Source organism: Nocardia sp. NPDC052112, from assembly GCF_040680135.1.
Taxonomy (GTDB): Bacteria; Actinomycetota; Actinomycetes; order Mycobacteriales; family Mycobacteriaceae; genus Nocardia.
The window spans coordinates 329,814-350,188 of the sequence record NZ_JBFAWD010000006.1 but is presented as its reverse complement, the minus strand read 5'-3'; the positions used below and the strand labels follow the sequence as shown (position 1 = coordinate 350,188).

The 20,375-nt window shown below is 65.9% G+C and carries 20 protein-coding genes; 10 read left to right on the top strand and 10 right to left on the bottom strand.

The features are described 5' to 3' along the window. Window positions 1-2: 2 nt before the first annotated feature. The 3 genes from AB0L58_RS14315 to AB0L58_RS14305 form a co-directional block, all read right to left on the bottom strand. The gene (locus tag AB0L58_RS14315; RefSeq protein WP_364386413.1) at window positions 3-998 is read right to left on the bottom strand and encodes a glutamate ABC transporter substrate-binding protein; all 996 of its coding nucleotides are present in this window, start codon (window positions 996-998) and stop codon (window positions 3-5) included. Then, entirely contained in the window at window positions 995-2,269 is a 1,275-nt protein-coding gene (locus AB0L58_RS14310; RefSeq protein WP_364386411.1) for a hypothetical protein, read from the bottom strand. The genes AB0L58_RS14315 and AB0L58_RS14310 overlap by 4 nt, the downstream gene beginning before the upstream one ends. A 99-nt stretch (window positions 2,270-2,368) precedes the next feature. Next, window positions 2,369-3,238, bottom strand: a complete 870-nt coding sequence (locus AB0L58_RS14305) for an IclR family transcriptional regulator C-terminal domain-containing protein (protein ID WP_364386409.1) — start codon at window positions 3,236-3,238, stop codon at window positions 2,369-2,371. Window positions 3,239-3,643: 405 nt separating this feature from the next. On the opposite strand from AB0L58_RS14305, the gene AB0L58_RS14300 reads away from it, so the two are divergent. Genes AB0L58_RS14300 through AB0L58_RS14275 form a run of 6 tightly spaced genes read left to right on the top strand, consistent with a single transcriptional unit; the run spans window position 3,644 to window position 10,610 of the window. Continuing rightward, on the top strand, window positions 3,644-4,153 hold the full coding sequence (locus AB0L58_RS14300; RefSeq protein WP_364386407.1) for a hypothetical protein: 510 nt from the start codon (window positions 3,644-3,646) through the stop codon (window positions 4,151-4,153). Window positions 4,154-4,165: 12 nt separating this feature from the next. Beyond that, on the top strand, window positions 4,166-4,900 hold the full coding sequence (locus tag AB0L58_RS14295; RefSeq protein ID WP_364386405.1) for a VWA domain-containing protein: 735 nt from the start codon (window positions 4,166-4,168) through the stop codon (window positions 4,898-4,900). Window positions 4,901-4,906: 6 nt separating this feature from the next. Further along, complete coding sequence (locus AB0L58_RS14290) at window positions 4,907-6,367, top strand: protein phosphatase 2C domain-containing protein (protein WP_364386403.1); 1,461 nt, start codon at window positions 4,907-4,909, stop codon at window positions 6,365-6,367. Between the two features lie 9 nt (window positions 6,368-6,376). Continuing rightward, the gene (locus AB0L58_RS14285; protein ID WP_364386401.1) at window positions 6,377-7,465 is read left to right on the top strand and encodes a hypothetical protein; all 1,089 of its coding nucleotides are present in this window, start codon (window positions 6,377-6,379) and stop codon (window positions 7,463-7,465) included. Between the two features lie 13 nt (window positions 7,466-7,478). Then, the gene (locus AB0L58_RS14280) at window positions 7,479-10,091 is read left to right on the top strand and encodes an ATP-binding cassette domain-containing protein (RefSeq protein WP_364386399.1); all 2,613 of its coding nucleotides are present in this window, start codon (window positions 7,479-7,481) and stop codon (window positions 10,089-10,091) included. Between the two features lie 9 nt (window positions 10,092-10,100). Then, a complete protein-coding gene (locus AB0L58_RS14275; protein ID WP_364386397.1) occupies window positions 10,101-10,610 on the top strand; it encodes a hypothetical protein in 510 nt (169 codons plus the stop codon). A gap of 14 nt (window positions 10,611-10,624) precedes the next feature. Here the strand turns inward: AB0L58_RS14275 and AB0L58_RS14270 are convergent, their stop codons facing one another. Continuing rightward, window positions 10,625-11,968, bottom strand: a complete 1,344-nt coding sequence (locus AB0L58_RS14270) for a serine/threonine-protein kinase (RefSeq protein WP_364386395.1) — start codon at window positions 11,966-11,968, stop codon at window positions 10,625-10,627. A 123-nt stretch (window positions 11,969-12,091) separates the two neighbouring features. On the opposite strand from AB0L58_RS14270, the gene AB0L58_RS14265 reads away from it, so the two are divergent. Continuing rightward, window positions 12,092-12,814 (top strand): CAP domain-containing protein, encoded by a 723-nt coding sequence (locus tag AB0L58_RS14265; protein ID WP_364386393.1) that lies wholly within the window; start codon window positions 12,092-12,094, stop codon window positions 12,812-12,814. A gap of 5 nt (window positions 12,815-12,819) precedes the next feature. Here AB0L58_RS14265 and AB0L58_RS14260 read toward each other — a convergent pair whose 3' ends face one another. Further along, window positions 12,820-13,191: a helix-turn-helix domain-containing protein gene (locus tag AB0L58_RS14260; protein ID WP_364386391.1), complete on the bottom strand. Its 372-nt coding sequence runs from the start codon at window positions 13,189-13,191 to the stop codon at window positions 12,820-12,822. 89 nt (window positions 13,192-13,280) lie between these two features. On the opposite strand from AB0L58_RS14260, the gene AB0L58_RS14255 reads away from it, so the two are divergent. Further along, on the top strand, window positions 13,281-14,099 hold the full coding sequence (locus AB0L58_RS14255; RefSeq protein WP_364386389.1) for an NAD(P)H-binding protein: 819 nt from the start codon (window positions 13,281-13,283) through the stop codon (window positions 14,097-14,099). A gap of 323 nt (window positions 14,100-14,422) precedes the next feature. Here the strand turns inward: AB0L58_RS14255 and AB0L58_RS14250 are convergent, their stop codons facing one another. After that, window positions 14,423-15,283: an SDR family oxidoreductase gene (locus tag AB0L58_RS14250; protein WP_364386387.1), complete on the bottom strand. Its 861-nt coding sequence runs from the start codon at window positions 15,281-15,283 to the stop codon at window positions 14,423-14,425. Next, on the bottom strand, window positions 15,280-15,708 hold the full coding sequence (locus AB0L58_RS14245) for a hypothetical protein (RefSeq protein WP_364386385.1): 429 nt from the start codon (window positions 15,706-15,708) through the stop codon (window positions 15,280-15,282). Before AB0L58_RS14245 ends, AB0L58_RS14250 begins: the two co-directional genes overlap by 4 nt. 94 nt (window positions 15,709-15,802) lie before the next feature. Here AB0L58_RS14245 and AB0L58_RS14240 point away from each other — a divergent pair, with 94 nt between their 5' ends. Then, window positions 15,803-17,182, top strand: a complete 1,380-nt coding sequence (locus tag AB0L58_RS14240) for a phosphatidylglycerol lysyltransferase domain-containing protein (protein WP_364386383.1) — start codon at window positions 15,803-15,805, stop codon at window positions 17,180-17,182. 123 nt (window positions 17,183-17,305) lie between these two features. Here AB0L58_RS14240 and AB0L58_RS14235 read toward each other — a convergent pair whose 3' ends face one another. Beyond that, entirely contained in the window at window positions 17,306-18,415 is a 1,110-nt protein-coding gene (locus tag AB0L58_RS14235; protein WP_364386381.1) for an FAD-dependent monooxygenase, read from the bottom strand. Between the two features lie 68 nt (window positions 18,416-18,483). On the opposite strand from AB0L58_RS14235, the gene AB0L58_RS14230 reads away from it, so the two are divergent. Continuing rightward, window positions 18,484-19,164, top strand: coding sequence for a TetR/AcrR family transcriptional regulator (locus AB0L58_RS14230; protein WP_364386379.1), 681 nt, complete (start codon window positions 18,484-18,486; stop codon window positions 19,162-19,164). Window positions 19,165-19,257: 93 nt separating this feature from the next. On the opposite strand, the gene AB0L58_RS14225 is transcribed toward AB0L58_RS14230, so the two are convergent. Both AB0L58_RS14225 and AB0L58_RS14220 read right to left on the bottom strand, forming a co-directional pair. Then, window positions 19,258-19,902, bottom strand: coding sequence for a pentapeptide repeat-containing protein (locus tag AB0L58_RS14225; protein ID WP_364386377.1), 645 nt, complete (start codon window positions 19,900-19,902; stop codon window positions 19,258-19,260). 56 nt (window positions 19,903-19,958) lie between these two features. Continuing rightward, window positions 19,959-20,330 (bottom strand): NYN domain-containing protein, encoded by a 372-nt coding sequence (locus AB0L58_RS14220; protein ID WP_364386375.1) that lies wholly within the window; start codon window positions 20,328-20,330, stop codon window positions 19,959-19,961. Between the last annotated feature and the right edge of the window lie 45 nt (window positions 20,331-20,375).

The following is a 20,375-nucleotide window of genomic DNA, read 5'->3' as shown; positions in this document are numbered from 1 at the left end:
TCTCACTCTTTGTAGCGCAGGTCCGGTGGTCCGGGAGACGGGCCGAGGGCGCTGAGTCTGGCGTTGTAGAGCTGCTGCCAGGTGCCGTCGCTGCGGATGCGTTCCAGCACACCATTGACGAAGCGGACCAGCTCCGGATGCCCCTGCGCGATGCCGACCGCGTACGCACCGATGCCGAGCACCTCGCCGACGATCTCCAGATTTCGGTCCTGGGCCACCAGACCGACCAGGATCGGATCGTCGCCGCTGATCGCGTCCACATGGCCCTGTTGCAGCGCGGCCAGGCAGTCGGTCCAGTTGGACGCGCCCAGCACCGTCGGCCGTTTGGGCAGACTGAACAGTGGGCCCGGTGAGGTGGTGCCGCGAGTGACACACACCCGTTTCCCGGCCAGATCCGCGCCGCTTCGGATGCCGGAGTTGCGGGTGGCCAGAATGCGTTGGGTCGCACGGTAATAGACACCCGAGAAGTCGACATCGCGGCGCCGCTCACAGGTCGCCGAGAAGGTACGCACGATCAGGTCGACCTGTTTGTTCTGCAAGGCGGGTATCCGCTCGGCCGCAGTGACCGAACGCAACTCGATCCGATTGGGATCACCGAACAGGGATCGGGCGATCTCGCGCGCGATATCGATATCGAAGCCCTCCAGCTGTCCCGTGGTGGGATTGCGGAAGCCGAACAGGTAGGTGTTCTGATCCACTCCGACCCGCAGCTTGCCATTGGCGACGATGGCCGCCATAGCCGAACCCGATGGCATCGCACCGAGACTCGGCAACGGACCGGGGCGCAGGGTCGCCTCCGGATCGCAATTGCCGCCGGATTCGGACTGCGGTGGCGTAGTGATCTCGGTGAGATCGGGCTTGGGGTTCACCGCCGCCACATTCGTCGACGCCGGGGCCTGGACATCGGAACCGCATGCGGTCACCAGCGCGCTCACGACGGCGAGGGCCAGCGCGAGCCGGGTGAAGCCGCACTGCCGCAGGATGATTCGCTGTCTCACAGGAACTCCTGCAGCCGTGGCCACAGGCCGGTGACAGTCGAGGCCGCGGCGCCGAACAACAGCACCAGTGTCCCCGCCGGACTGAGTGTCAATGTCGCGCCCGCGGTGTCGACCCCGTCGCGCAACGCATCGCGTTCGTGAACGAGGTTGTCGCGCAACAGTTGGTCGAGATGGGCGAATAACATCGCCGAGCTGTCCGGACCCGTGCCGATGGCCTGCGTCACGGCCGCGGGATAGTTCGCCGCCTCGTAGGCCTCGCGCTGTTTGGCATGTCCGGCCGTCCAGCCGAGCACACTGCGCGAGGCCGCGGAATCCGGGCCGGTTACCGTCGCCAACCGATCCGCCAGATCGGTGGTGTGCTTGCGGTAATCGGTTTCGCTGGTGGTGATATCGCCGCGGGTGATCAACTCCAGGGTTTCGTCGGTGCGCGCTTGCTGAGCCAGGATCCGGGCCTGGGTCAGGGTTTCGAAGCGACTGGTCGCCCCGGACCTGCCGGTATCGAGGGCGGTCGCCGCGATAATCGTTGCGACGACTACCCAGAACAGTGCGAGGGCGGTCGCGCCCGCGGCGACCGCGAGACCGAGGTTCACCCGACGATTGGTGCGGCGCAGCAGAACGAAAGTACCGATGCCACAACTGATGAGCACCACCAGCAGCAGCACGATGGTCGTCCACGGCAGCGCGCCGATATCGCGCTGATCCTGACGCACCGCGGCCATGCGGTCCTTGTTGAGCATTTCGGCGTTGGGCAGCAGCGAATTCTGCATCAGCAATGAGGCCTCGCGCAGATAGGACGAACCCACTGGGAAGCCCTGCCGATTGTTCGCCCGTGCCGTTTCGACCAGGCCGGTGTAGGCGGGCAGGTCGGCGGCGATCTCGGCAACGATATTCCTGGTCTGCTGATCGGTCGCCCCAGCGGTCGCCTCCGCCAGTGCGGCCGCCGCTTCGGCGAGTGCCTGCTGATACTGTCCGCGCACCTGCGGTGATTCGATGCCGCCGGACAGAAACGCCGTGGCCGCGGACGCGTCTGCGGACGACAGCGCGACATACAGGGTTTGTGCGGCATAGGCCAGCGGTTCGGTATGTTCCAGCACGGCATCGCGCCGAGCGATCTTGCCGCTCAATTGATCGGCCGAGGTCGACCCGGCGAGCAGACACAACACCACGGTTACGACGGCGACGACGCCGATGGCACCCGGAGTCGTCCCGGCGAGGCGCCGTAACCACGCACCCCCGTTGCGTGTGGTCGCCGGTAGGCGAATCTCCAACACCGTCCCCCCTTCATCTACCCGGCCGGTGCTCCCGATCGCGATAGTACGGGAGGGAATTCGGGTGTGCCGCCCATCGCGTTGGGGTAACGAAATCGGAAGTCAATCCGAGGGCATATCGAGCAACGGTGCGAGGTTCGGCGTCCAACGTGGGGACTGGCCGAAGATCTCGCCGAAGGACTTCATCGGTTTGCCCGGCGGCAGGCCGACCGAGCTGTCCTCGCGCAGTTCGTGTTGCAGCGATTGCACCGAGCGCACCAATCCGGTGTGCAGACTGCGCTGTTCGAGCACGGCACTGCGGCCAGTGACACCGATCGCGCCGATGAGCGTGCCCGAGCCGTCGCGCACCGCCGACGCCACACAACTCCAGCCGACCGCCGATTGCTCGCGCTCGTGCACGAATCCGGTATCGCGGGCCTCGTCGAGCAATGCTCGCAACTTGCGCGGATCGGTGACCGAATACTGGGTCAGCGGCGCCCAGCCCATGGCGAGGATATGTTCGGCCTGTTCCTCGTGTGCGGCGATCTGCAGTCGCCCGGCGGCGGTAAGAACAATGCTCGGCCCGAACGAAGCGAGGCTCGGCCAATTCTGCCGTTTCATCACCGCGGCGTAGTTGCGGCCGAACGCCGAACCGTTGAGGGTCAGCTCGCCGCCGTACAGGCTCGCGCACCAGACGATTTCGCCGCGTGTGCGCAAATACAGATCCTGGATGTACGGCTGCGCGGTGAGGACGAAACCGTGCTGCTGGGCCGCGCGCAGACCGTGGTAGATCAGCAGCGTGCCCGCGCGATAGCCGTCCTGGGTCAGTTCGAGCACGCCGCGTCGGGCCAGATCGTTGGCGATGCGGCGGACGGTGGGCTTCGGTATGCCGGTGCGCCGAGTCAATGTGGCCAGTGCGACCGGATCCCGGGCATCGGCGACCGCCTCGATAATCGCGACGGCCCGCCCGACCACGGTTTTGTCATCGGTCATTTCGCACCGCCGAGGCGACCGGAGCACAGCGACGACACATCATGTCGACCTTCTCGGGAAGTGGGAGCAGGCCGCGCGAGAAATGCGCGGCTGCGATGAGTGTGCGACCGCTTCAGCGCGGGTGTCAAACCGGCATCCGTTGGACCGCCGTTGGTTATTCGTTGGTCTGTGCCGCGAATCTCAGGGGGCGGCGAAACGTACCGACCCGTGTTCGGTGCCAACCCCCAACGCACCCCTATCCAACTCTCCAGCGTCGCACCCCTGGGCGACCGTAATCAATGCACGCACAGCCAATTTCGATGAACGTGTCACTCAGTGATACGGCGGGGATGTTTCCGCACCGGATTTGCCGGACGCTGATTCCAGTCCCGTCCACCGGGCTTGGCGCGCAGGAAAGTGAATCCAGTGAAGTACCTACTCACCGCCGTTCTCGCGGTGGTCGCAGCGGCCGCGGTTTTTCTCGCGGTCGGTAAGCCCAATCTCGATATCCACCTGCCGCAGGTCGATCAGGCTTCGAATCAGGACCAGCCCACGGGCAAGAGCACCGGATCCTCCGGTAGCAGCGGAGAATCGAGCGGGAACGGCAATTCCGGTTCCACCGGCCCGACCGGTCCCACCGGAAAACCGGAGCAGACCAAGAAGCACACCATCGTCTTCGACGTGACCGGCAGCGGCAAGGTCCGCGACCTCAGCTGGAGCGACGGCGCAAGCAGCTACCTCGGCGCCGGCGCTACGACACTGCCCTATTCGCGTACCCAGGTCAGCAACCGGACCAGCGGTTTCGTCGTCTTCATCGAGGGCACGCCCGATCCGGTCGGTGCGGCCCACTGCAAGATCACCGTCGACGGCAAGGTCGTCGCCGATCAACAGTCCACCGCTCGCGGAATGTATTGCCGCGCAGAAATTTCCAACTAATCGGAGTCAGGAATGCGTGAGGATACCCGTTTCAGACTCACCCAGGCCGGCGTGAGCGCCAGCCGGGTGTTCCCGTTCTATGTCGTCTGCGACGTCTCCCGATCGATGTGGGATCCCGCGTGGACGAATCAGAAGATCACACCACTCGAGACGGTGGAGCAGGCGCTGCCGGATATGCTCAATGTGCTCGAGGAGGATCCGACCACCTATGACACCGCGCATCTTTCGGTCGTCGCCTTCGGTGATTCCGCCGTCGCGGTGCTGCCGCTGACTCCGCTGCGCATCGATCCGTCCATTCCGGCGCTGCCGCGTCAGGGCGCGACCGACTACGCGGACGTATTCCGTTATCTGGACCGGCAATTGCGCGCCGACCACAAGCGTTTCGCCAGCGCCCGGCTGGACACCTATACGCCGGTGATCTTCTTCCTCACCGATGGAAATCCGCAGGTGCGCGGCAAATTCCAGCCCGACGACGTCTGGGTGCCGGTGCGGGCCGGACTCGAGGCGCCGGGCCACCCATTCCGGCCGGTGGTAGTGGCCCTCGGAATCGGTGATGTGCGCGAAGAGACAGTACGGCAATTGCGCTCGCGCAATCCGGTCGGTGTCGCCTGCGTCGCCGAGGGCAGTGTGGCGCCGGGAGATCTGTTGCGGGCCATCATCAACAGCATCAAGTTTTCGATCAGCAGCAGTGTCGGGCAGGGCAGGTTCCTGTTCCGCACACCCATCGGCATGCGGGAACTGGACTGAATACCAATGACGCTGAATACACTTCGCCAACGCCCCGTTCTGCTGCTGGCCGGGATCGCACTGCTGGGTGCGCTGCTGTCGATCATTGTGCAACTGTTGGGTGATCGCGGGGCCGACCGGTGGACGACGGACGCGGTTGCCGATCGGGTCGTCGCCGCGGGACTCTCCGGCTGCCCACCGGCCTCGGGCCAACCAGAAAGTGCTGTCGGCGTGTCGAATTGGCCGATCCGGGCGAAAATGGTCAATAAGCAGGGTGACACCTGTGCGCTGATTTCGGGTACGCCCATCACGTTTCCGCAGGGATTCAAGCCCTCCCCGGGGATACAGCGGGATATCGAAGGTAACGAAGTCGACATCCGGTCCTTCGGTAATGCGGGTGACCTGCTGATGGTTTCGATCGTCGCACCCGCGCACGAGCGGCCCTGGTGGTGGCTGCCAGCGGCCCTGATCTGTTTCCTTGCCGCGATCGCGACCGGCGCGGCGGTCCTGCTGGTGCGCCCCCGAACTGATGTTCCCGCTCCCGAACGCGGCGACGAGACCGCACGCCGAGAGCATGTCGAGCGCACCGAGCCCGCGCGCGCGGTGGCACTGCCCGCCCTGACCACTTCGGGCGTGAGCGGACTCGCCGTCGACCGTGGCCGCAGCGGCCGCTACGACGTGTACGCCGCGACGCAAGTAGGACTTTCGCATGCGAAAGACGGCAATACCCGCGAGGACGCCTACGCCATCGGCGGTGATCCGGACCGCGGCTGGGTGTATCTCGCGGTCGCCGACGGGCTCGGTTCGGCCGCGAATTCCCATGCCGCCGCCCAGCGCGCGACCCGGGCCTGCCTGACGCTGCTGCACCGACACGCCGGTGCACTCGATCACATCGGCTATCCGTCCACCTGGGAGCCGCTCGCCGCCGAGATCACCGCGAAGGTCGCAGCCCAACTCGACGCGGAAGCGGTCGACGAACTGGCGGCCGAGATCGATTACCGCAGCCCGCACGGCGCGGGCAATAACAAACGCACCGCGGTCCCGGCCTGCACCCTGGCCTTCGCTGCCCTCGGCCCGGTTTCGGCGGATGGCTACCCGCTGGCCTGGGCGACCGTCGGCGATTGCGATCTGCTGCTGGTCGATCTGGATTCCGGTGCCACCAAATGGCTTACCCAGCACGCGACCAAGCGCGGCATGATCAGCAACGTGACGCCGTCGCTGCCACGCGATGCCGATCGCGTGATCGCCGGACTCACCTTCGTGCCGTCGAATCTGATGGTGGTGCTGGCCAGCGACGGGATGGCCGATGCCATCCGGCTGGTGCCCGAGCAATACGCCACGCTGCTGCCGCAGATCGCCGGGCCGCGACCCGCCGAGCACATCTTCGGTCAGCTGGTCGGCTTCGACCTGCCGGGCCTGCACGATGACCGCACCATTGTCGCGGCCTGGCCGACACGCGGGCGCGGGCCCGCCCGGGAAATACGGTAGGTGGGGGCAATGTCTATGCCGGGGTGGTCGGCGGCCGGTCGTACCGAGTACCGCGCGGACGAACTGCGCATCGTGGGCGACTTCCCGCTGGGTGAGGGCGGTTCCGGGCAGGTGTGGCGGTGTACGACACCGGATGAGGTATCGGTTGCCTTCAAGCGCTACGACCGGGATACCGTGCGCCAATTGCGGCCGCAAGTGCTGCGCGAACTGGTCGGCTGGCCGCATCGGCTGGATCAGGATGACCGGAAGCGGCTGCTGGAGCTGTGCGCGTGGCCGCATGCGGTGGTCGTCGAAAACGAAACGGTGGTGGGCATTCTCATGCCGTTGGCGCCGCGCGAATTCTTCTTCGAATCGCACAGCGGGCCGCAGCCGCGCGCCTTCACCAGGGTCGCGGTGCGGGTGTCGGATGCGCGGAAACGCGGGCATACCTATTTCGACTTCCCGCACAAGATCGCGCGGCTCGGGCAGTTGCTGGTGGATCTGGAGTTCCTGCACGACAACGACATCGTGGTCGGGGATCTACAGCCGAACAACATTCTGACCACCGACGCGCGCCCGATCGACGGTATCGTCACGGCGCACAACTACTTCCTGGACTGCGATTCCTTCCTCATCGGCGGACGCGGTGCGACACCGCGACTGGATCCGCTGCCGTGGCGGCCCCCGTATCCGGTCCAGCAGTTCACCGCGACCACCGATCTGTTCAAATTCGCGCTGCTGATGATTCGTTGCCTCGCCGAGGATCTGGCCGCCGACCAGCTCGAGTATCGGCAGTATGCCCAACTCCTGCCCGGCGGGGACTTCCAGAAGCTCGATCGCCTCCTGACCACGCCGCAACCGGATCTCACCTCCGCCGATCTGCGGGCGCTCGCACTGGCCTGGCAGTCGGTAGTACGACCGGACGGGCGGCTGTATCGGCGGACCGATTCCGCGCTGCGTGAACCGTGGAACGAGCACACCCGCGCCGCCCACTTCGCCGGACTTGCCACCGCCGTTCCGACGAGTAGTGCACCGTCCCAACGTATTTCACCCGTTGTGGTTCTCGCCTGGATCGCGCTGTTCATCGTGCTGGTCACCATTGTCGTCGCGCTCGCCTGATCTGGAACGAACGATGTCCGAACCCGCACTTCTGGTCACCATCGGAGCGATCCGCCACCGCATCTCCGGTCGCACCCATTCTCTCGGCTGCGGATCCAGCGCCGATATTTCGGTCAGTGACGATGGTCCGACCGGCCAGTGGCTTCGATTCCGGTACGTCAACGGCTGGGCCATCCGCCTCGTGGATCCGATGATCGAGGCAACCCTCGACGACGTCCCCATCGGCCCACGTAGCTGGACCGCCGTCGACACCTCGGGGGTGCACGAACTGCGGATCGCGGTGCGCGGTCGGACTTTTCGGCTCGTCGTGGCGGACGCGGACGGCCCCGGAAGCTTCACGCCGCCAACGGTTGTCGGTCCGTCGGGTCGCGGACCGGATCCCGCGGTCGACCCGCTCGCATCGCAAACCCCGCCGCGGCGGCGGCCAACCCCGCCCACTGCGGTTCCACCGACAGCGGGCGCTGGGCACGGCACCGCGGCGGATCCCAGGCCGGTCGACCCTGCCGCAGCCGCGAGCCGAACCCCTCCCCGACGCAAACCCGCACATTCGACCCCACCGGCTGCCCGCACGCCCAAAGCACGCCCGATTGCCGACCCGACGCTGATCGATGAGCCCGCGCACGCATCGCAGACCGGCCCCGCCCAGCGCACTCCCCGGCAAGCCGATACCGCACCACGACAACATGTCTCACCATCGAGGCCAGGATCCTGGCCGGTACCGAGCGATCGGCCGCTCGCGATCGGTCGCGAGGGCGGCGATGCGGAAATCGCCCTGCCCGGACTGGATCTCGCGCATCGGCATGCGACGGTGCGTTGGACAGGGCGTGCGGTGGAGCTGCGCGGACTCGCCACCAACGCGCGTCCGTTCGTGGATGGAAAGCCCGTGCTGCATGCCCGGCTGCGCGTGGGCGAGCAATTCATGTTGGCGCACCACACCTTCGAGGTATCGGGCCCGGCACAGCTGACACTCGTGCCCGCCGCCGTGATCGCGCGGGAGCCACTGCTGCGTTTCGACGGGGTGAGCCTGCGGTATCGGGGTCGCACCGAACCCACATTGCGCGATCTGACCTTCGAACTCGGGCGCGGCGAGGTGCTTGCCGTGATCGGGCCGTCGGGAGCCGGGAAGTCCACCATGTGCGCGGGTCTGCTCGGCGAGGTCGCGCTGGCGGCGGGCTCGTTGCGGCTGGGGCACGTCGACCTGGTCGCGTCCCGCATGCAGGCCAGCCACCTCGTTTCCTTCGTGCCGCAACAGCCCGCCATGTTCGGCGACCTCGCGGTGCGCGACGCACTGCTGTGGGTCGCCGGTCTGCGCACGGCCAGTGATACCACCCGGGCCGAGCGGGCGGCCAGGGTCGACACCGTCATCGCCGAAATGGAGCTGGCGGGTGAGGTGAACAAGCGGATCGATACGCTGTCGGGCGGTCAGCGCAAGCGGGTCTCGACGGCCATGGAACTGCTCAGCGACCCGCAATTGCTGGTATTGGACGAGCCGACCTCCGGCTTGGACGAAGGCTTGGACCGCGCCATGATGCAGCGGTTGCGGGTGGTCGCCGAAACCGGTTGCGCGGTCATTGTCGTCACCCATTCCATGGTGAATGTCGACTGCGCCGACAAGGTGCTCGCGGTGACGGGTAACGGGCGGCTCGGGTTCTTCGGACCACCCCGAGAGTTGTTGGGCGCCTTCGGCGTCGACAGCTACGCGGAGGTAATGGACCGGCTGCGCGCCGACCGGCAGGCCGGGCCGCCCGTCGGACCCTCGTCCCCGCAACCCGCCGAGCACGCGGCGCCCGCGCCGATGCGCGGTTCCCTGCACCGGCACCTGCCGCGCCTGATCGGTCGGGAATGGGCCCGCCAACGCAATGGATTCCGCACACTCGCGCTGGGTTCGGCGGCGGGCATCGGTTTGACCGCATTGTTGGGTGCGGCCGCATCCGACAAAGGGCTGGGCGGTGATCAGCGTGCGGTCAGTTCGGTCATGATCGCGTTGATCGTCTGTCTCACCTTCTTCTCGATGGCGCAATCCTTCGCCGCCATCGTCGACGATCGCGTCGTCATCGAACGTGAAGCGCGCTGGGGCATTTCGGCGGCCTCGGTGGTGTTGGCGCGCGCGATCACCTGCACCCCGCTCGCGGTGCTGCTCGGCGTCGCATCGACCATAGGATATCTCGGCATCAAGTCCGGACCCGCGAATCCGGTGCTGCCACGGCCCTACGGTCTGCTGCTGTTCGCGATTACGCTGCCACTCGCCGCGATGGCACTCGGTCTGCTGGTATCGGCCTGTTCGAAATCATTGCGGCAGGCGGTTTTCGTACTGATGGGCGTGCTGGCGCTGCAGGTGGTGATGACCGGGCTCGCGCCGCCGTTCGAAGGCACGCCCGGTGCGGTGCTGCGGACGTTCGCGTATGCCGCGCCGTCGCGGTGGGCGTCGGCCGGGCTCGGTGCCGATATCGGACTCATCGAGGGACCCGAGCCGCCACCGGGGCAGCAGAAGCCGTTCACCGATGTGATCTGGACCCACGATCTGCACCATGTCGAGACGGCCGCGGCGGTGCTCGTCGGCATCGCGATCGTCGCCACCGCATTGACCATTCGGGTGCTGCGGCGGCAGCTGATGGCCTTGAAGTAGGAGCTGCGTATGACATCACGAATCCACCTGTTGCTGAGCGTGTTCGTCCTGGTGAGTCTCGGTGCGGCTGGGTGTTCGTCATCCGGACAACATCAGGTGCGGCAGTCGGCGGACGAGCCGGGTGCGCCGCCTCCGGCAACGGTGCATACCGGACGGATTCCGAGCGGGACCATTACATTGCGAACGAACCGACAGGTCCTCTTCGAACCGAATTCGCTGCGGTACTGCACGACCGACGGTGCCGGATTCAAGTTGCGCACCGGAGAAACCGTGTGGCTGAGCGGAATCGTATCCCTGGAATTCGGTGCGCGTGAGGGTGCACAGTTGCCGGTGACCTACCGACCCGCACCGGCGAAAGGTGCTGGCACCCAGATATTTCCCGGCGCCGCGAATGCGCAATCCGGCACCGGTCGCATGTCGGCGGTCTGTGAATTCTTCGTCGTGAATCGGGGCGAGCGATATATGCCCGGAGAGTTGACGAGTATCACGTTTAATACGGAGACCGAATCGCAGAACTGATGCGCGTGCGGGAATCATGCAATTAGCATCTCCGATAGGAATGCGACCAGACTCACGAGCACGACTGCGGATATCGTCAGAGAAATCCAGCCGAGCAGTCGCCAGCGTGCGGCTGATTCGGGCGGTGCGACGAATGCGCGCCGGGCGTGAACACGTTCTCGAAGTCCGCGCACGATCGCGACTGGGCCGAGTGCGAGGCCGAATCCGAAGAGCGACAAGAGAATTGTGGTGACGACAATCGGTGTGCGGGGGGCCGGATCTCGCACACCGACCGGCGGACCTGGTGGCACCTGAGTAACGACAGGCCGATCGGGTGGGGTAGCCACAATATTGCTCGATGGTGATGTCGAGCGGCTACGCCGCGACTCCGTGGACCGCACCAGCCTCTCCTCGGCCGCCACCAGCTCGGTGACCTCATCCGATCCGGCCATCTTGCCGGGCTCGCGCAAGGTGGCTTCGTCGTCGGTGATCACGTCCGCCACCTCATTCGGCGCGGTGACCGCCTCGGCTGGTGGCGCAGTCGCCTGTTTGCGCCGCCCGCCCTGCTCGTCCCTGCCTTGTGCCGCAAGGAAATCCACCAATTCACCGGCCGTCGGCCGGGCATCGGGATCCTTGGTCATCGCCGCGACGACCATCCGCCGGTATCGACCCGGCACCCCGGTGAGATCTGGATCGTCCCGAATGATCCGTGCTATCACCGCCGCCTGGGTATCCGCATGAAACGGTGGCCGACCGGTTGCCGCGAAGGCGACCAACGCCCCCCACGCGAAGATATCCGCCGGCGGACCTACCTCCTGGTTGCCGAGCACCTCCGGCGGCATCCACGCCAGCGTTCCGATGATGCGTCCGGGTTCGGTGAGCCGGGTGGCATCGGCGACCCGGGCGATGCCGAAATCGATCACCCGCGGCCCATCCCACGACAGAATGATGTTGTCCGGCTTCAAATCCCGATGAATGACATCGGCGGCGTGTATGCACTCGAGTGCTTCGGCGAGTCCACTCGCGAAATCGTAGAGCTGCGCCGACGACATGGCACCGTGTTCCCGAATGGCCTGCGCCATCGATTCCCCGGATACGAAGGAATTCGCCAGCCACGGCCGCTCGGCTTCGATATCGGCGTCCACCACCTCCGCGATGCGCCGTCCGTGCACTCGCTGTGCCGCGGCGACCTCCTGCCGGAATCTGGCCCGAAATTCCGGATCCCGCGCCAATTGTCGATGCGGCATCTTTATCGCGACCACGGTGCCGTCCGGGCCGAATCCCTGGAATACGACACCCATTCCGCCCTCACCGAGACGGCCGTGTAACACGAACGGACCGATAGCCGTCGGATCATCCGGCAACAATGGTCTCAGCATTCTCCCTCGCCGATTACGCTGAGCTGTCGTGGTTTTCGGAGCTTAGCACTGTCCGCGAGTATTTTCCGGTCACGTTGGTCGCCCGTTGGTGTTTCATTGGCCGCCGATGTGAATCTCGTTGGCATGACCCCTTCGATACACCCGATCCGCCGCCCCGCTGCCGCTCTGTTGGCCGCCGTCGCGGGCCTGACGATCGCCGTCTTCCCCCTCACCCAACTGCCCACGGCCGCAGCGGCTCCCGAATGCGCGCATGCGGACGATCCGGTAATCCCGCCGGACAAGGCGCCATCCGGCAACTCGGGCTCACGCAGCCGCCTGCGGGATCTGTTCCCCGACCTCGCCTACCGCCACGAAATCGAGAAGGCGGTCCTGTGCCTGACCAATGCCGAACGCACCCAGCGCGGCATCCCCGCCCTCGAATGGAATATGCAGCTCGTCGACTCGGCGGAGAAGTACGGTACCGAGGCGGACCGCCTCGACTGGTGGGTTGGCAGCGCCCCATCGGAAACGGTGAAGTGGCACATCCATCCCGAGACCCCACGCACCACTGCCGATGACAACCAGGAAGCCAAGGTGCAGATCGGCAAGCGAGTGGCTGCCGCCCAACCTTGTCCCTCCGGTAAAACCTTGGCGCACTGGGCGGAAAACACCGCCTGGGGCACGGGCAACCGATCCACCGCCCGCGCCATCGTCGACGCCTGGATGCACTCCGATACCCACCGAGCCAATATCCTCGACAAAGACTCGACTCTGCTCGGTCCCGGCGCGGTCTACGGCCTCGCCCAACCCGGTACAGCACCCGACCAGGCAGGTCTGTACGTCCAGCACTTCGCGTCGTGCAAGTGATCGCCCTACCGCTGCTTCGCGTCGTAATCCAGCCGAGCCTTCTCGACCTTGTCCAGGTTGACCGACCATTCGGCGAGCGTCGCGAACAGCGGTGCGAGGCTGCGTCCCAGCTCACTGATCTCGTATTCGACCCGGGGCGGCACCTCGGGGTAGTAGGTGCGCACGACGATCCCGTCGCGTTCCAGCTGGCGTAGTCGCTGGGTCAGCACTTTAGGTGTGATCGTGACGATGCGGCGTTCCAGTTCCCCGAACCGTTGTCGCCCGAATTCGTTGAGCGTCCACAGAATCGGGGTGGTCCACCGACTGAAGACGATGTCGACCACCGGAGTGATCGGGCACGCGAGTTCCGGCGGGAGCTCGTATGTGGTCTCGGTCACTCCGAAAGTCACTTTCCTCTAGGTACCTACTACCTCCTCGATAGTAGCTTGGCCGGGTCCACAGCGAAATCGGTGACAGGAGAACAGAAATGATCGTGGTGACGGGAGCTACCGGGAATGTCGGGCGACCGCTCGTACGGGCTCTCGTAGCGGCGGGCGAGAAGGTGACGGCGGTTTCCCGAGGCGTGGCCGAGGTGTCCGCGGGAGTTCGGTCGCACCAGGCGGATCTGGCCGAGCCCGCGAGTCTGGCACCCGCTCTCGACGGGGCCGCCGCCGTGTTCGTCTTGACCTCCGCCGACTTCATGGCGCACGGCAACATCGATGACGTGGTGCAGGTGGTGCGAGCGGCCGGGGTCCAACGTATCGTGTTGTTGTCTTCGCAAGGTGTTGGCACGCAACGTCATTCATCGCGGCTGGAGGATGCCGTCGAGCGGTCGGGCCTGGAGTGGACGATGTTGCGGCCGGGCAACTTCGATTCCAATGCACTCCAATGGGCCGATTCGGTCCGCACCCGACGAGTAGTCGAGGCGCCCTTCGGCGACGTTGCGGTACCGGCCATCGACCCGGCGGATATCGCCGAGGTCGCCGCCGTCGCACTGCGCGAGCCAGGCCACGGCGGCAACATCTACACATTGACCGGTCCGGTTCCGATCTCACCCCGGCAGCAGGCTGCGGCCATCGGTACTGCCATCGACGAGCCGGTGCGGTTCATCGAGCAGACCCGCGCGCAAGCCCGGAGTCAAATGCTGCGATACCTGCCCGAGCCGGTCGTGGACGCCACACTCGGCGCCCTCGGCTCACCATCGGCCGCCGAACAACGCGTAAGCCCCGATGTCGAGCGACTCTTGGGCCGTCCACCCCGGACGTTCGCGACTTGGGCCACGCGCAGCGCCGCATCCTTCGAATAGGGCCCCGGTAGTAATCGCGCGGGAAACAGTATGGGCTGAGCAGCTGGTTGGTGCGTGCGATCCGCACCTCGACCGACACGCGGCAGTGCGCCCTAGTTCGGTGCCCGGAAGCCGAATGTCGATGCGCCGATCTCCCATGAGGTCACTTCACCGGCACGCAGTGCAGCCGAAAGCTCTTCGATCGAACGAAAACTCCACTCCATGTGTCCGAAGCTACCGACCTGCCGCAGACGCTCGACCCCCTTCCGCCGGCTGTTTTCGCGCCGCTACTACCGGAACCCCGAATAGCCCACACCGTCGGCGCGACGTAACGGCGCGATTGATTACACCTTGGTCGGCAGCGGTGCCTTATCGATGTAGCGGCTCATTGCCCAGTTCAGCCCGCGCATCGCGACGTGGTAGGACGGTGGGAAGTAGCGCTGCGCCAGGTAGCCGACTCGGATATCCGGCGAGGTGAAGACCATGTACTTATTGCGCTCGACGCCGCGCACGATCGATCGTGCCGCCTGCTCCGGTGTGACCGCATGGCGCATGAACAGCGCGACCGCCTGTTGGACGGCCGCGCCCTGCCGATCGACGCCCGCGATATCGACGCTGTCCACCATCGGCGTCGCCATCGCACCCGGGCAGACCAGGCTGACACCGATCCGGTGCTGCCGCAGATCGAAGCGCAGCACCTCCGAGACGCCGCGCAATCCGAACTTGCCCGCACTATAGGGCGCATGCCAGGGCAGCCCGAAAAGACCTGCGGCCGAGGCCACATTCACCAGATGTCCGCCGCGCCTTGCCTCGATCATCGGTGGCACGAACTCCTCGATCACATGGATCGGGCCCATCAGGTCGATATCGATGGTGCGCCGCCACTGTTTGTGCGTGAGCCGATCGACGGTCCCCCAGGTGGCAATGCCTGCCACATTCATCACAATATCGACACTGCCCACCTCGGCATGCGTCTTCGCGGCCAGTGCCACCACGGCGTCGTAATCGCTGATATCGGCGGGCGCGGCCAGGTGCACGACGCCACCCCGCGCGAGCACTTCATCGGCGGTGCTCCGCAGTCCGACATCATCGATATCGGTCAGGACGACCGATGCGCCCTTGGCGACCACCGCCAGCGCGGTACTGCGGCCCAGCCCACTCGCCGCCCCGGTGATCAGGCAGATCTTGCCGTCGAACTTCGTCATGAACCAAACGATAGACAATTGCGAACACTATTGTCTATAGATCCTGATCTGCGTCTCAGACGCAATCCGCGGCCATCGGTCGCCGGATCACGTAGCGCGATTGACAGCCGGCTCGCTGAACGATAGCTGTCGATGTGCTCACATCGACCCACCGGAGCGTCGCCGACGTTCACGCAGACCGGCACCGAGGCGATATACGAGCGATGCTGGTGAATAACTTCGATACCAGGGCCGATGGTCGGGAATATGGCCACGGAAAGGCCCTTGTCCGTATTCGCTCCGGTGGCATACTCGATTCGAGCGGCCAACGGCGCGTTAACCCCCGGCCCCATCGAGGCCGACGGCACCAGCATCCGCATGGGGCGGTTGCCGGGCGAACACCAGCGGACTCCAACGATCTTGGTGCGCCAGGAATGTTCGAGCACTCATCCCATGTTCCGAATATTGTTGCGTGTACAGGATCATCGGGAGGACACATGGGGAACCTCTTCGGACCCGCCGGCCTAATGGGGTGCAGACGTGGCTGAGGGACGGGAAACAACGGCACGGAATTCCACGCTCGCGGGGTACCGCGATGCCTCGATCACCACCACACCGGCTGTCCGCCCGGTGATCTCCATAGCCCTGTTGCTGATGAGCGTCGCGCTGGTTTACGAGGCCGGTCGCGCCGCCCCCGGGGAGGACCACGGCTGGTTCATCGCCGTGTCGATCGCCGGGCTGTTCGTTGTGCGCGGATTGCATCTGCGCCGCCCGATCACCCTGCCGCATTTCACCATCGCGGTCTTCGTGCTTGCGGCGGCCAATGCCGCCTATCGCGCCTCGCATCCGGGCTTCGGATTCGTCTTCCTGGCCGCGACCGGATTCATCCTGATGCTGCCGCAGTCGAGTCGGCCTCAGCCCGAGCAGTTGTACCGGGTCGCCGAGCTCGTCGGCCGAACCGAACGCGATCCACTCGCCGCCTTCGCGCTGCATTCGTCGAAGTCCTACTACTTCAATGCGAATTCGACTGCGGCGATCGGCTATCGGGCCCGCTTCGGCATCGCGGTGGTCGCCGGTGATCCGATCGGCAATCGCGCCGACTTCCCGGCACTGCTCACGGACTTCTCCGAATTCGCGGCGAATCACGGCTGGCGAATCGCGGTGCTCGGCGCCAGTCCGGATCTGGCCGGCATATGGCGGCATCGGGCAATCGAACATCGGGGATTGCGGGCGATTCCGGTCGGCCGCGATGTGGTCATCGATGTCGGGGCATTCGCGATGGTCGGGCGCTCCTTCCGCAATCTGCGCCAGGCGGTGAGCCGCACCCGGAATTTCGGCGTGACCACCGAGGTCGTCAATGAGACCGACCTAGCCGAACCGCTGCGGGCCGAACTGCTGGATATCGTCGACGAATGGCGTACCGGTCGGCAGAATCGCGGCTTCTCGATGATCCTCGACCATCTGCTGGATGGGCGGAATCCGGGCATGCTGCTGGTGCTGGCCAGGGATGCGGACGGACGCGTTGCGGGCTTCCAGCGCTACGGCGTCTCCGGCCGGGGCCGTGAGCTCAGCCTGGACGTGCCGTGGCGGCGCAAGGATGCCCCGAACGGTCTGGACGAACGGATGATCATCGATCTCGTCGACCACGCCCGCACCCAGGGCATCGAACGGATCTCCCTGGCATTCGCCCCCTTCCCGGAACTGTTCGCCGAGAAGGAGCGATCGCGGACCGGAAAGCTGATCTACGTCCTCGTCCACCTGGGCGATCCGCTGATCCGGCTGGAATCGCTGTACCGATTCCTGCGGAAGTTCCAAGCGATGTCGGATCAGCGGTTCGTCCTGATCCGGTGGCGCGAAGTGCTGCTGGCCGCCGCGGCCCTGCTCACCTTGGAGTTCATACCGCACCGCAAGCAGCACTAGGGTTCCGATAGTAACCGCCGCAATCCAACAGCCGCTGGTCAGTGACGGTAGAACGGGGGCGACGTCGCTCGAGTGATGTGCACTTCACGACAGCTTCAGGGGTTGGCCGTATTCGGTGACAATTCAGCCAGGTTGGAAGAATGCGAGCAGTCTCCGGCTGGCGTCGGGCGAGGTCAGCATTTCTTGCATGCGCGCGGACATCCGGGCGGCAGCGCTGGTGCGTTCGAACATCTCGCGTTCGTATTCCTTTACGGCGGTGGGAAAGTCCTCCGGGTGCGCGGCCAGCGCGAGACCGAGCAGGGCGCCGTCGAGCAGCGCCATGTTGGCGCCCTCTCCCACCGGCGGCATCAGATGCGCGGCATCGCCGAGCAGCGTGACGTCTGGCGTCGACGGCCAGGTCAGGCCGACCGGGAGAGCGGTGATCGACCGCGGCACGACCGTATCGTCGCAGGCCGCGATCAGCGCGGTGAACCGTGAGTCCCAGCCGGGGAGCAGGTCGATCAGCCGCGCCCTGGCGGCGGCCGGGTCGTCGAACGGGATCCCGCTCGTAGCGAACCAGTCCTCGGCGGTGTTGTAGAAGCTGAGGCCGATGCGAACGCGGCCGTCGCCGTTGCGCTGCGCCGCCAGCGATAGTCCGTTGCCGAGCACCCAGTAGTTGCCGCGCCCGACCATCGCCGCGAGGTCGGGGTGGGTGCGGTCGATGTCGGGAATGCCGACCTCGACCACGTTCTGCCCGATATGCGCCGGGCGGGCGTCGGTGAGCAGCGCGCGGACCCGGGACTGCGCGCCGTCCGCGCCGACCAGCAGGTCATACGTCGCACTGCCGCCGTCGACGAAGTGCAGCAGGCCGTTGTCGGCGGATTTGAACGCGCGCCCCCAGCGCACCACGTCTTCGGGGAGGGAATCCAGCAGCAGGTTGCGCAGGTCGGCACGGTCGACCTCGGGTCGCTCGAGCGGGGCGTCGGCCGGCGTGTCCTCCTGGAGCAGCAAGGTGCCGTCCGGCTCCAGAAGGCGCATGTCCTGCCCTTCGCCGCGGGCGATCGCGTGGAACTGGTCGATCAGGCCGGCCTCACGCAGCGCTCGCTGCCCGGAATGTATGTCGAGCATGCCGCCCTGACCACGCGCGCCGCGCGACAGTTCACGTTCGTACACGACGGCGTCGATGCCGTTCACGTGCAACACCCTGGCCAGGGTCAGGCCGCCCAGTCCGGCTCCGACGATGCTGATGGTCATGGTCGCCCCTTCAATACACTGAATTGTCCAATACACTGTATCTCTACATGCGATGTATCGTCAGCGGCATGTTGGTGTGGGAGAGGCCGGAGCCGCCGGCTCGACCGGTCCCGGCCCCGTTGAGCCGGGAGCGGATCGTACGAGCGGCGATCCGGCTGGCGGACACGGACGGGCTGGCGGCGGTGTCGCTACGTAAGGTTGCCGCCGCACTGGACGTCGGTCCGATGCGGCTGTATGGCTACATCGCCACCAAGGAGGAGTTGCTCGACCTGATGGTCGATTCGGTCTACGCCGAGATCCGGCCGGCCGGAGACGGTTGGCGAGAGGTGCTGCGGTCCCTTGCCGAAACCACCCGGCGGGCCGCTCACCGGCACGAATGGCTCGCCGACCTGATCGGTGGGCGACCCCAGCTCGGGCCGCACGCGCTGGCCAGAGGCGAGGCTGTGGTGGCCGCGATGGCCGACGTCGACGTGGACACCGTGATGCCGGTGGTCGACGCGGTCAATGCGTACGTGATCGGCGCGGTGCGCAGGGAGATCACCGAGCGGCGCGCCGAGCGGGCCACCGGGATGGACAAGAGGCAGTGGCAGACCACCTTCGGGCCTTATCTGGAGCGAACCTTCGCAACTGGCCGATTCCCCGCGCTGTCCACAGTCATACACGATGCCGCCCACCTGGACGCCGACCAAACCTTCCGCACCGGCCTCGACTTCCTCCTCGACGGCATCCAAGCCCGGATCTCGAGCTGACACGCAGCCGAGGGACCAGACGAGCGGAGCCCACGGCACCAACTCGGCGTTGAGACGACGCGACCTCCAGCGGAGTTTCTACCGGAACCCCTACTAGTCGCGGACGGTGAGACCGATGGCCTTGGCGAAGTCGGGTGCCAGATCGAGCAGTTGGAGCGGGGTGATGGTCGCGCCGCGCAAGGCATCCAGGCCTTCGGCGATATTCAGGTGCGCGGCGCCGCGCAGATCGACCTGCTGCAGTCGGGCACGGTTGAGCAGTAGGCCCTCCACGGTGGTGCCGGGGAAGGTGATCTTGGTCAGCTCGGCATCAGCGAAGTCGGCGTGGCGCAGCACGCAATCGACGAATTGCACCCCGCGCAATTTGGTCTTGCGGAAGTTCACCGCGTCGAATTTGCAGCCCTCGAAACGCACTCGACGCAAGTTGGCGCCGCCCGCATCGACACCGGACAGTGCACCGGCGATCACTTCGACGTCCTGCCAGGAGGTATCGGACAGATCGGTGCCGATCCAGCGCACGTTGCGCTGCCAGACATCGGTGAAACGGGAGAAACGCAGGCTGCCGCGGTTGACCGCGAGCGAGGTGAAGACGGTTTCGGAGAACCGGGAGTTGCCTGCCTCGATGTCATCGATGTCGGCGCCGGTGATGTGCACACAGTCGTAGTCGCCCTCGGGTTCGAGATCGCTCTCCGGCGGCGTCAGATAACGCGCGTAGGGCAGATCCTCGAGTTCGTAGGGCACGGTTGACCTCCGGGTTAGGCGACGGTTCTCCTTGTCTATCAGCCGGATCCGACAGGTCAGCAGTCGATGCGGTCCAGGAGCCAACGTGGGCCCACCGATTCGGCGCCGAGGGCTTCGATTCGGTCGCGGAGTCCGCGATCGGCCGTGACGACGGTGATCCGCTCCGCTTCGGTGGCCGCGGCCACGACGTCGACGATCGCATCGTCTCCCGAACCATCCGCCAGAACCACGCGCACGCCTTCGAACTCATCCGATGCCGCGGCCCTGGCGGCGCCCTCCAGGACGACGACCACTTCGGCGGGTTGCGTAAGGCGCTGTTCCAGCGTGCTCAGCCGCATGAGCAATCGGCGAGCCGCCCCCGCACGATCCCGCCACCAGCCATCGGGACGCGAGCCGACGACATTCGCGGCGTCTACGACGATCAGCATCACTGCCTCTCGGTCTCAGGTCGAGTTTCCTCGTGTCCTGGCCAG

What these genes read in the sequence shown, in the direction of transcription:
- AB0L58_RS14305 (WP_364386409.1), bottom strand. Translation starts at nt 3,238, where the DNA reads ATGACCGATGACAAAACCGTGGTCGGGCGGGCCGTCGCGATTATCGAG.
- AB0L58_RS14295 (WP_364386405.1), top strand. Translation starts at nt 4,166, where the DNA reads ATGCGTGAGGATACCCGTTTCAGACTCACCCAGGCCGGCGTGAGCGCC.
- AB0L58_RS14290 (WP_364386403.1), top strand. Translation starts at nt 4,907, where the DNA reads ATGACGCTGAATACACTTCGCCAACGCCCCGTTCTGCTGCTGGCCGGG.
- AB0L58_RS14285 (WP_364386401.1), top strand. Translation starts at nt 6,377, where the DNA reads ATGTCTATGCCGGGGTGGTCGGCGGCCGGTCGTACCGAGTACCGCGCG.
- AB0L58_RS14280 (WP_364386399.1), top strand. Translation starts at nt 7,479, where the DNA reads ATGTCCGAACCCGCACTTCTGGTCACCATCGGAGCGATCCGCCACCGC.
- AB0L58_RS14275 (WP_364386397.1), top strand. Translation starts at nt 10,101, where the DNA reads ATGACATCACGAATCCACCTGTTGCTGAGCGTGTTCGTCCTGGTGAGT.
- AB0L58_RS14270 (WP_364386395.1), bottom strand. Translation starts at nt 11,968, where the DNA reads ATGCTGAGACCATTGTTGCCGGATGATCCGACGGCTATCGGTCCGTTC.
- AB0L58_RS14265 (WP_364386393.1), top strand. Translation starts at nt 12,092, where the DNA reads ATGACCCCTTCGATACACCCGATCCGCCGCCCCGCTGCCGCTCTGTTG.
- AB0L58_RS14255 (WP_364386389.1), top strand. Translation starts at nt 13,281, where the DNA reads ATGATCGTGGTGACGGGAGCTACCGGGAATGTCGGGCGACCGCTCGTA.
- AB0L58_RS14250 (WP_364386387.1), bottom strand. Translation starts at nt 15,283, where the DNA reads ATGACGAAGTTCGACGGCAAGATCTGCCTGATCACCGGGGCGGCGAGT.
- AB0L58_RS14235 (WP_364386381.1), bottom strand. Translation starts at nt 18,415, where the DNA reads ATGACCATCAGCATCGTCGGAGCCGGACTGGGCGGCCTGACCCTGGCC.
- AB0L58_RS14230 (WP_364386379.1), top strand. Translation starts at nt 18,484, where the DNA reads ATGTTGGTGTGGGAGAGGCCGGAGCCGCCGGCTCGACCGGTCCCGGCC.
- AB0L58_RS14220 (WP_364386375.1), bottom strand. Translation starts at nt 20,330, where the DNA reads ATGCTGATCGTCGTAGACGCCGCGAATGTCGTCGGCTCGCGTCCCGAT.